Origin of the sequence: Streptomyces sp., assembly GCF_031178505.1 — a bacterium.
GTDB lineage: Bacteria > Actinomycetota > Actinomycetes > Streptomycetales > Streptomycetaceae > Streptomyces > Streptomyces gulbargensis.
This window is the reverse complement of the sequence record NZ_JAPSIW010000222.1, coordinates 1-9,102: the sequence shown is the minus strand read 5'-3', so window position 1 is coordinate 9,102 and position 9,102 is coordinate 1. Positions and strand designations below refer to the sequence as shown.

Here is a 9,102-nt window from a genome sequence, read left to right as displayed (position 1 = left end):
CCCCGGCTCGCCGCGCCGCCGATGACCAGTCGGCTCACTCATTACTGCGCCGACGGGCCGCGAAGTGTTACACCCGGCCCGGAAGAGTGTCAGGAACGGTTCTTCGGGGCGCTCCCGGCCCGGCCCCGGGACCCGCCTCCGGTGGAGTCCTGCCCGGCGGAGCCCCGGTCGGTGCCCGGGCGCGGGCCGCTGCCCGTGCCCTTGCCGCCGCCGTGGCCGGCGCGGTGCTCGTCGGCGTCGCCTGCCCCGTCGTCCTTGCCGTCGCCCGCCCCGTCGTCCTTCGTGTCCCCGGAGCCGCCGGAGCCGCCCGAGCCGGCGGTCCCTCCCGCGTCGCCGGCGCCGCCTCCCGTACCGGTGTCGACGGGCAGGACGCGGTCGCAGTAGCGGCGCAGGGTCTCGCCGGTGCGGAGCATGCCGGCGAGCTGGCGGCGGCCGGCCTCGTCGAGGCGGCCCGCGCGGAAGTCACGGCAGGCCTTGACCGCCGTGTCGGGGAGCCCGGCGCCGCCGGTGGAGCCGGTGGAGCCGGTGCCCGGCGAGGTCTCCGTGCCCGTGCCGTTGCCGGTGCCGGGGTCCGTGGTGTCGTCCGCGCCGTCCGGGGCGCCGGTGGTCCGGCCGGGCGCCGGGCCGCCGGAGGCCGCGCCGCTCCCGCCGTCCGGGTGCCCGCCGCCGGCCGACGGCGAGGCGCCGGGGGTGCCGGTGGCCGGCGTGCCGGGGGTGCGCGGGTCGCGCTCCGGGGTCGGCGTCGGGGGCGTCCCGGGGTCCTGGCGGACGCCGGGCGTCTCGGTCACGACCGGATCGGGGCTCTCCGCCGCGGTGACGGAGCTCGCGGGCGAGGGACCGACCAGAGGCAGCACCCCGGTGCCGGCCGCGACGGCGACCCCGCCGACCGTGACGGCGGCGACCGCGGCGGCCAGTCCGAACCGCGCGGAACGGCCCCAGCGGCGGGCGGGGGCGGTGACCGGCGCGAGCCGTACCCGGCCGAGGTCCACGGGACCGGCGGGGGCGGACGGCGTCTGAAGGCCGGCGGCGGCCCCGGTGAGGGCGGCGCGCTCGGCCACGGCCTTGCGGAAGGCGGCCAGCGCGGCGGCCTCGCCGGGCAGTTCGGCGTCCGCGGGGACGGCTGCGGAAGGGGTACGGGCCGCGCCGAGGGCCTCGGCGAGGCGCTGCGCCTGGGACCGCGCCCGGTCGTCGACGGCGTCGACCGGCTCGCCGCGGAGCAGCCGCTCCGCGGCCTCCTGGTCGAGCCACTGGTACCGCTCGTCGGCCATCACATGTCCTTCTGCGTACGGGGACGTGATTGCGTCACACCGCCGGGCGTCACGGTGCCGGCGCCTCGGCCGCGCTGCGGAGGCACTCCTTCCAGCGGCGGGCCGTCCCCGTCGCCCACCGCCTCGCCGTCGACCCCGAGGAGCTCGGCGAGCTTCTTCAGGCCCCGGTGGGCGGCGGTACGGACCGCGCCGGGGCGCTTGCCGAGGGTCTCGGCGGCGCTCTTGGCGTCGAGTCCGACGACGACGCGGAGGACGACGGCCTCGGCCTGGTCCTGGGGGAGGCGGGCGATCAGGTGCATGGTGTCGGAGGTGGACAGGGCTTCCAGGGCCTCTCCCACGGTGTCGGATTCGGCCGGCTTCTCGGCGAGCTCGGTCTCGTCGCCGGCCACGGCGGGGCGGCGACCGCGCATGCGGATGTGGTCGAGCGCGCGGTTGCGGGCGATCCGGGCGGCCCAGCCGCGGAAGCGGTCCGCGTCCCCGCTGAACCGGTCGAGATCACGGGCTATCTGGAGCCAGGACTCCGAAGCGACGTCCTCGGCGTCGGCCTCGCCGACCAGTGTGCGTATGTAGCCGAGCAGCCTGGGGTGCACGGCGCGATACACAGTACGGAAGGCGTTCTCGTCCCCGTCCTGCGCAGCGAGCACCGCGGCCGTCAGCTCCGCGTCGTCCCCCAGCACTCCCCAAACCCTGTTCGTCGGTCGCGTCGGTCGCGTCATCGCGGCTGGTCATCACCGCCACGCTGGCTCGCGCACCCTGCACGCTACGTCGTGGATCCGCGTCGCGTCCACGCGGTCCGCGCTCTTCGCCCATATCGCAACCTTTCCGCCACCCGGGGCGGCCGGAAGACGGGTGTGACACAAACCGCACGCCCGGCGCTGTATGGAGTACGGAGCCGTGCTGCGGCTCCGTGGATGACGACCGGGGCCTCTCCTGTGGGGGGTGGCGGCCCCGGTCGTCTCCCTTTTCCCATCTTCTTTCCTTCCTCCTCCGCCCTGCCCTGTCCGCGTTGCGGCAGGTCACAACCCTGGGCCGACACACACCCCTCCACTGTCAACCACCGGTTGACAGTGGAGAGGTGTCAACCTATGGTTGCCTCATGACGAATCCAGTCGGTCTGAACGTCCCCGTCCGTCTCGACGACCTCATCGAAGCCGTCAAGAAGATCCCCGGCAGTCCGCTGGACCAGCTCTCCGGAGCGGTCCTCGCGGCCGATCACCTCGGCGACATCGCCGACCACCTCATCGGCCACTTCGTGGACCAGGCCCGGCGCTCCGGTGCCTCCTGGACCGACATCGGCCGCAGCATGGGCGTCACGCGCCAGGCGGCGCAGAAGCGCTTCGTCCCCAAGGAGCCGGACGCGGAGAAGATGGACCCCAACGCCGGGTTCAGCCGCTTCACGCCCCGGGCGCGGAACGTGGTCGTGGCCGCCCAGAACGAGGCCACGTCGGCCGGCAACACCAAGACCGCCCCCGCCCACCTCGCCCTCGGCCTGCTGGCCGAGCCGGAGGGCATCGCGGTGCGGTGGATCACCGCGCAGGGCGTCACGCCCGAGCGGCTGCGCGAGGCCGTCGCCCCGACCCTGCCGCCGGCCTCCGCGGAGGTGCCCGCGCTCATCCCGTACGACGCGGCGGCGAAGAAGGTCCTGGAACTCACGTTCCGCGAGGCCCTGCGCCTGGGCCACAACTACGTCGGCACCGAGCACATCCTGCTCGCGCTCCTGGAGCACGAGGACGGAAAGGGCGTGCTGAGCGGGCTCGGCCTGTCCAAGGCGACGGCGGAGCGGGACATCACGGAGATGATCGCCTCGGTGACGCTCGTGGCCGGGGAGGGCGAAGAGGGCTGACGAGGCCGGCCCGCGCCCGTACCACCCCGCGCGCCGTACGCCCCGGGCCCGTACCGCCCCTCAGGCCGTGCGGGCCCGGCGGGAGACGACGGCGCGCAGCACCCGGCCGCCCTCGACGGAGAGCTCACGGGCCCGGCGCAGTCCGGTCGGGCCGTGGGCGACGGCTTCGAGGACGGCCTGCTGACGGCGGAGCTCCCCCGCCAGCAGCGGACCGGCCCCCTCCGCGTCCCCGGCCCGGCAGCGCTCGATCAGACCGTCCGGCACGCCGGCCGGGTCGTGGCGGCCGTGCAGGGCGAGGGCGGTGGCCGAGCAGGTGTGCGCCCAGGCGCGCAGGCCGTCGGCGGCCCAGGCGGCCGGGGCGGCGGCCAGCATCCCGCGCACGGCCTGTGCCGGGGCACCGTCCCCGGCGCCCGCCGCCTCCACGCCGTCCAGTTCCGCGCGCGCCCCGGCCAGCGACTCGCCCCATGCGGGGCCGTCGCCGCGGGCGACCGCCGCCCAGACGGGCCGCAGGAGATCACCCAGGTCCGGGCCGAGCAGCGGCAGACAGCGGTCGAGGCAGGCGAGACCGGCCGCGGCCAGGCTCCGCTCCCCGGCGCCGTCGATCAGTTCCCGCAGGCTCCGGCCCGTCACCGACATCGCCGACGTCATGGACGCCTCCTCGCCACCCGATACGGACGCAGTACTTCCCCTACTGCGCCGACTGGCGCGTTTTCGTCACTGCGCGGCCGAAATCATGCCGGTTGCCTTGGCGTGCTGCATAGAGGTCAGACGCCGCACGAAGAGGATCGCGAGCACGGCGGCGGCCATGTCGAGCGCGTCGCTCGCCAGGAGCCAGCGCGCGGCCGACGCGTACGCCTCGAAGGTCTCCGCCCGGCCGAGCCGCCAGGCCGCCACGCGGGCCAGGACCAGGTCCGCCACGAACACCAGCCACCAGCCACGGAGCAGCAGGAACTCGCCCCGGCGGTCCGGCGCCGACGGATCGGGCCGGCTCGCCCGCCAGATCTCCGTGGCGATCGCGCACGGGATCCAGAGCCCGGCGACGGGGATGAACCACCCGCCGATGGCCCAGCCGGGCGTCCGGCTGTGCACGTCGCCGGCCCAGACCTCGGCGTTCAGCCGCAGCCGGTGGAACCAGATGACGAAGACGGTCCCGGTCGCCACCAGGAGAAGGCCCTGGAGCAGCGCCGTCCCGACCACCAGCGCCCTTGCGAGGTCGCGTGGCGACACGTCCCCGGAGGGGGAGTCCGTCACCGCCGTCCACAGCTCGGATCCGGCGTGGAGGGCGAGGGCGTCGGCGAGGACCGTCGCCCCGAGCAGAGCCGTGACGGCGAAGGCGAGGTCCTTGGGATCGCGGAGCATGCGGTGCGGTTTCCCCCGGGGAGCGGGCGGCGCCCCTCCCCGGAGCCCCGGCGCCGGCCCACGCGGCCACCGCCGGGGGAACGTACGCGACGCGTGGTGAGCGCGTCCAGCGGTCCTCAGCGGACCCGGTTCGCCAGGGTGCGGAACTCCGCCCAGCTCACCGCCGGTTTCCGCGCGTCCCACACCTTCTGCGCGAGGGCCGTCAGCGGCATCCGGATCCCCTCCGCCACCTGCGCCTGCGTCTGCGCCCGGGACAGGTCGCACCAGACGGCGAAGCGGGCGCCGAGGATCTGGGGGTCGTACCGCGAGGGAACGGGCGTCGTGCCGCGCACGACCAGCGGGGTCCACTGCTCGTAGATGCGGCGCCCCGTCGGATAGGTGAAGTCGTTGGGCTCACCGAGCACGTAGTAGAGGTACTCGTCGTTGAGGTTGACCAGCTTGCGGCCCGCGCTGAGGTACGGGACGGGCGGCCTGGCCCCGATCTCCTTGCCGGTCCAGTACTCGACCTCGATGTCCGGGGCCGCGTTCACCACCCCGCCCGCGAAGAAGCCGTCGTTCCACGCCTTCAGGGTCTTGCCGGTGGGCCGGACGACGGCGGCCCGGTCGTTGAGCCAGCCGGTGGCCAGGTCCTGGACGCGGGCGGACGGCCCGTACTTCGCCCGCGCGGCCTGCGCGAGCTTCGGATAGGTGGCCTCCGGGTCCCGGGCCATGAGGGCCACGTACTCGTCGGCGCCGAGGTGCCAGTAGCGGCCGGGGAAGAGGGCCGTGTACTCGCGCAGCAGGTCGTCGACGATCCGGGCCGCGCGCGGGTTGGCGATGTCGACGGCGCCGCGCGGGGCCCGGCCGGCCGCGCTGCGGAGCTGGAGGTCGGGGTGGGCGGCGATCACCGCGCCCAGATGCCCGGGCGAGTCGATCTCGGGGATCACGGTGATGTGGCGGCTCGCCGCGAGCGCCAGGATGCGCCGGACCTCCGCCTTGGTGAGGTGCTGGGCCGAGACGACCTCCGGGTGGGAGTCGGACTCGATCCGGAAGCCCTGGTCGTCGGAGAAGTGCAGGCCGAGCTGGTTGAGCTTGAGGTCGCCCATCTCGCGGATGCGGTCCTCCAGCCAGGCGGCCGTGAAGTGCTTGCGGGCGATGTCGACCATGAGCCCGCGCTGCGGCTTCGCGGGCCGGTCGGTGACCGTCCCCTCCGGCACGGCACCGGTCGCCTTCACCGACTGCTTGAGCGTCCGGGTCCCGTAGAAGACCCCGGCCTCGTCCGGCCCGCTGATCCGCACCCGGTTGTCGCGGACGACCAGCGTGTACGACTCGGGCGCGCCGCCCGTGCCGCCGAGGGCCAGCTCGATGTCCCCGGGGCCCGCGGCGGCGGTGCCCCGGTAGGGAAGGCCCAGCTCGCCCGCGAGGAGCTTGCCCTCGTCGGCGAGGCCCGCGCTGTTCGCGGCGACGACGACCCCGGCCGGGGCGGCCGGCTTCCAGCCGGGGCCGCGGGCCGGCTCGTGGTCGCGGACGGCCGGGATCACGCGCGGCGCCGACGAGAGCGGGTACGTGCGGGACGGGGTCGGCGTGGGGCTCGGCGTCGTCCGGGTGGGGCTGGGCTGCGCGGCCGGGCTCGTCCCCGTGGGCGCGGTGCCCGCCGCCGTACCGGACGTACCGGAGGTGGGGGCGCCCGCACCGGACGGGGAGCCGCCGGAACAGGCCGCCACGGTGGCCAGTGCCACCGCGGTCGCGAGCAGAGTGGGACCCCGGCGGGGTCCTCGTATGGAGTACCGCATCGATCGGAATCCTTCCGTACGGAGGACGGTCCGGCCAATCGGGGGACGGCCGTCCGGCGACTTCCCGAACCTCCGGACCCCTACCCGTCCACCCGCCGGATCCACGAAGGTCCCGCCGGCCCCGGGCCCGCGAACCCGGCGGCACGCACTCCGCGCCCCGGACCCGCCCGGCCCGCGACCGACGGCGCCCCGGGCTCGCCCGGCCCCGACTTCCCGAACCCCGGAGGCAACCTCGGGAACTCCGAAGTCCATCTCCTGTACCGAAACTCTCCCTTCCGGGTGAAATTCGCGCACGCGTCGGACGCTTCCCCCGTCCCGTCGATAACGTTGCGTCCCACCCTCCCCGCCCCGCCCTCCCGTCCCGGAGACCACGCTGACCAGCGACACCCACGCCCCCTGCCGGACACCGGCCTCCCCGGACACACCCGCGGCGGCCGTTCGCCGGACCGGGCTGCCGGGGCCTGCCACCTCGCGGGACGCCGCCCTGGACCGCTTCAACGCGGCCTCCGCGGCCGAGGCCGAGGAGCTGCTCCTCTCCTGCTGCCACAGCCGCCACTGGGCCGAACGGGTGGCCTCTCACCGTCCGTACCCGACCGTGGACGCACTGCTCGCCGCGGCCGACGAAGCGGGCTACGACCTGGCAGGACGCGATCTGGACGAGGCGCTGGCCGCCGAATGCCCCGCCCTGCCGCACCCGGACGCACCGCCCGCCGCGCGCACCGCCCTGCGGGCCGCCCACGCCGCGTACGAGAGCAGCTTCGGACACGCCTTCGTGATCAGCCTCGACGGTGTGCGGCCCGGGGAGCGTCTGGACCAGGTCCTGGCCGGAATCCGGTCACGTCTCGGCAACGAACCGGAGGAGGAGCGGGCCGTCGCGGCGGACGAACTGCGCCGGCTGGCCCGGGCCCGGCTCGCCTTCCGACTCGCCCGGGACCTCACGTCTCACCCCGCCGGCGCGTGATTCCGTCCGGAACGCGCCGATACCGGCCCCGGGGATAGTCCGTCCGTGCCTGTTTGATCACACCTATGGACCCCGCGCGAGCGAACCGACAACTCGTCGCTACGATGACCGGGGCCGGTGGACCGTACCCGGCCGGGCCTGACCGACAGAGAAGCCGGCCGGCCCTGATCCCCGCTCCCGGAGGGTTTTTCCGTGCCGGCTGGAACGCTGTACCGCGGCCGGGAAGGAATGTGGTCCTGGGTGGCTCATCGAGTCACCGGCGTCCTCATCTTCTTCTTCCTGTTCGTACACGTACTGGACACCGCTCTCGTCCGTGTCTCCCCCGAGGCGTACGACGAGGTCGTCGCGACCTACAAGACGCCGATCGTCGCGCTGCTCGAGTACGGCCTCGTCGCCGCCATCCTCTTCCACGCGCTGAACGGTCTCCGTGTCATCGCCGTGGACTTCTGGTCCAAGGGCCCGCGCTACCAGAAGCAGATGCTCTGGACCGTCGTGGGCATCTGGCTCGTGCTGATGGCGGGCTCGATCTACCCCGTCCTCGGCCACGCCGCACGTGAACTGTTCGGGAGCTGACGCCAGACATGTCCACTGAGACCTCCACCGCGATCGGTCCCGTCGAGGGCGGCGCCCGCTACGACGTGGACAACCCGGCCCCGTACATCGAGGCCCCCCGCAAGCGCACCGGCAAGACCCCGCGCGCGACCCGTGGCAACTTCGAGATGGCCGCGTGGCTCTTCATGCGCCTCTCCGGCGTGGTCCTCGTCGTGCTGGTCCTCGGCCACCTGCTGATCCAGCTGTTCCTGGACGGCGGCGTCTCCAAGATCGGCTTCGCCTTCGTGGCGGGCCGCTGGGCGTCCCCGTTCTGGCAGGTCTGGGACCTCCTGATGCTGTGGCTCGCCATGCTGCACGGCGCCAACGGCCTCCGTACCGTCATCAACGACTACGCGGAGCGGGCCAACACGCGCCTGTGGCTCAAGGGCCTGCTGTACACCGCCACGGTGTTCACCATCCTTCTGGGCACGCTGGTGATCTTCACCTTCGACCCGAACATCCGCTAGGCACGGGGCTGAGGTAATCCACGTCATGAAGTTCCACAAGTACGACACCGTCATCGTCGGCGCCGGTGGCGCCGGCATGCGCGCCGCCATCGAGGCGACGAAGCGCAGCCGCACCGCCGTGCTGACGAAGCTGTACCCGACCCGCTCCCACACGGGCGCCGCGCAGGGCGGCATGGCCGCCGCGCTGGCGAACGTGGAGGAGGACAACTGGGAGTGGCACACCTTCGACACGGTCAAGGGCGGTGACTACCTGGTCGACCAGGACGCCGCCGAGATCCTGGCGAAGGAGGCCATCGACGCCGTCCTCGACCTGGAGAAGATGGGCCTGCCGTTCAACCGGACCCCGAACGGCACCATCGACCAGCGCCGCTTCGGCGGTCACTCCCGCAACCACGGCGAGGCCCCGGTCCGCCGGTCCTGCTACGCCGCGGACCGCACGGGTCACATGATCCTCCAGACGCTGTACCAGAACTGCGTCAAGGAGGGCGTGGAGTTCTTCAACGAGTTCTACGTCCTGGACCAGCTGATCACCGAGGTCGACGGCGTCAAGAAGTCGGCCGGTGTGGTCGCGTACGAGCTGGCCACCGGTGAGATCCACGTCTTCCAGGCGAAGGCCGTGATCTACGCGTCCGGCGGCACCGGCAAGTTCTTCAAGGTGACCTCGAACGCCCACACCCTGACCGGTGACGGCCAGGCCGCCTGCTACCGCCGTGGCATCCCGCTGGAGGACATGGAGTTCTTCCAGTTCCACCCGACGGGCATCTGGCGCATGGGCATCCTGCTGACGGAGGGCGCCCGCGGTGAGGGCGGCATCCTCCGCAACAAGGACGGCGAGCGCTTC

General features: G+C 73.8%; 10 protein-coding genes. 5 read left to right on the top strand and 5 right to left on the bottom strand.

Annotation, left to right across the window (positions count from 1 at the left end):
• Positions 1-89: 89 nt before the first annotated feature.
• Together RIF68_RS16730 and RIF68_RS16725 are read right to left on the bottom strand one after the other, a co-directional pair.
• On the bottom strand, positions 90-1,268 hold the full coding sequence (locus RIF68_RS16730; RefSeq protein ID WP_309052063.1) for a hypothetical protein: 1,179 nt from the start codon (positions 1,266-1,268) through the stop codon (positions 90-92).
• The gene (locus tag RIF68_RS16725; RefSeq protein WP_309052062.1) at positions 1,268-1,945 is read right to left on the bottom strand and encodes an RNA polymerase sigma factor; all 678 of its coding nucleotides are present in this window, start codon (positions 1,943-1,945) and stop codon (positions 1,268-1,270) included. The genes RIF68_RS16730 and RIF68_RS16725 overlap by 1 nt, the downstream gene beginning before the upstream one ends.
• A 419-nt stretch (positions 1,946-2,364) precedes the next feature.
• On the opposite strand from RIF68_RS16725, the gene RIF68_RS16720 reads away from it, so the two are divergent.
• Positions 2,365-3,111, top strand: coding sequence for a Clp protease N-terminal domain-containing protein (locus RIF68_RS16720; RefSeq protein WP_309052061.1), 747 nt, complete (start codon positions 2,365-2,367; stop codon positions 3,109-3,111).
• Positions 3,112-3,171: 60 nt separating this feature from the next.
• On the opposite strand, the gene RIF68_RS16715 is transcribed toward RIF68_RS16720, so the two are convergent.
• The 3 genes from RIF68_RS16715 to RIF68_RS16705 all read right to left on the bottom strand — a co-directional run bounded on the left by RIF68_RS16715 (position 3,172) and on the right by RIF68_RS16705 (position 6,242).
• A complete protein-coding gene (locus RIF68_RS16715; protein WP_309052060.1) occupies positions 3,172-3,759 on the bottom strand; it encodes a hypothetical protein in 588 nt (195 codons plus the stop codon).
• Between the two features lie 66 nt (positions 3,760-3,825).
• A complete protein-coding gene (locus RIF68_RS16710) occupies positions 3,826-4,470 on the bottom strand; it encodes a DUF4328 domain-containing protein (protein WP_309052059.1) in 645 nt (214 codons plus the stop codon).
• A gap of 116 nt (positions 4,471-4,586) precedes the next feature.
• Entirely contained in the window at positions 4,587-6,242 is a 1,656-nt protein-coding gene (locus RIF68_RS16705; RefSeq protein WP_309052058.1) for a glycoside hydrolase family 20 protein, read from the bottom strand.
• A gap of 373 nt (positions 6,243-6,615) precedes the next feature.
• Between RIF68_RS16705 and RIF68_RS16700 the strand changes: the two genes are divergently transcribed.
• The 4 genes from RIF68_RS16700 to RIF68_RS16685 form a co-directional block, all read left to right on the top strand.
• On the top strand, positions 6,616-7,203 hold the full coding sequence (locus RIF68_RS16700; RefSeq protein ID WP_375165711.1) for a 2-oxo-4-hydroxy-4-carboxy-5-ureidoimidazoline decarboxylase: 588 nt from the start codon (positions 6,616-6,618) through the stop codon (positions 7,201-7,203).
• Positions 7,204-7,395: 192 nt separating this feature from the next.
• On the top strand, positions 7,396-7,776 hold the full coding sequence (gene sdhC, locus RIF68_RS16695) for a succinate dehydrogenase, cytochrome b556 subunit (protein ID WP_309052057.1): 381 nt from the start codon (positions 7,396-7,398) through the stop codon (positions 7,774-7,776).
• 8 nt (positions 7,777-7,784) lie between these two features.
• Positions 7,785-8,261: a succinate dehydrogenase hydrophobic membrane anchor subunit gene (locus tag RIF68_RS16690; protein ID WP_309052056.1), complete on the top strand. Its 477-nt coding sequence runs from the start codon at positions 7,785-7,787 to the stop codon at positions 8,259-8,261.
• Between the two features lie 25 nt (positions 8,262-8,286).
• A partial coding sequence (locus RIF68_RS16685) for an FAD-binding protein (protein ID WP_309052055.1) occupies positions 8,287-9,102 on the top strand: 816 nt, incomplete at its 3' end.

What these genes read in the sequence shown, in the direction of transcription:
- RIF68_RS16705 (WP_309052058.1), bottom strand. Translation starts at nt 6,242, where the DNA reads ATGCGGTACTCCATACGAGGACCCCGCCGGGGTCCCACTCTGCTCGCG.
- RIF68_RS16720 (WP_309052061.1), top strand. Translation starts at nt 2,365, where the DNA reads ATGACGAATCCAGTCGGTCTGAACGTCCCCGTCCGTCTCGACGACCTC.
- RIF68_RS16730 (WP_309052063.1), bottom strand. Translation starts at nt 1,268, where the DNA reads ATGGCCGACGAGCGGTACCAGTGGCTCGACCAGGAGGCCGCGGAGCGG.
- RIF68_RS16715 (WP_309052060.1), bottom strand. Translation starts at nt 3,759, where the DNA reads ATGACGTCGGCGATGTCGGTGACGGGCCGGAGCCTGCGGGAACTGATC.
- RIF68_RS16710 (WP_309052059.1), bottom strand. Translation starts at nt 4,470, where the DNA reads ATGCTCCGCGATCCCAAGGACCTCGCCTTCGCCGTCACGGCTCTGCTC.
- RIF68_RS16690 (WP_309052056.1), top strand. Translation starts at nt 7,785, where the DNA reads ATGTCCACTGAGACCTCCACCGCGATCGGTCCCGTCGAGGGCGGCGCC.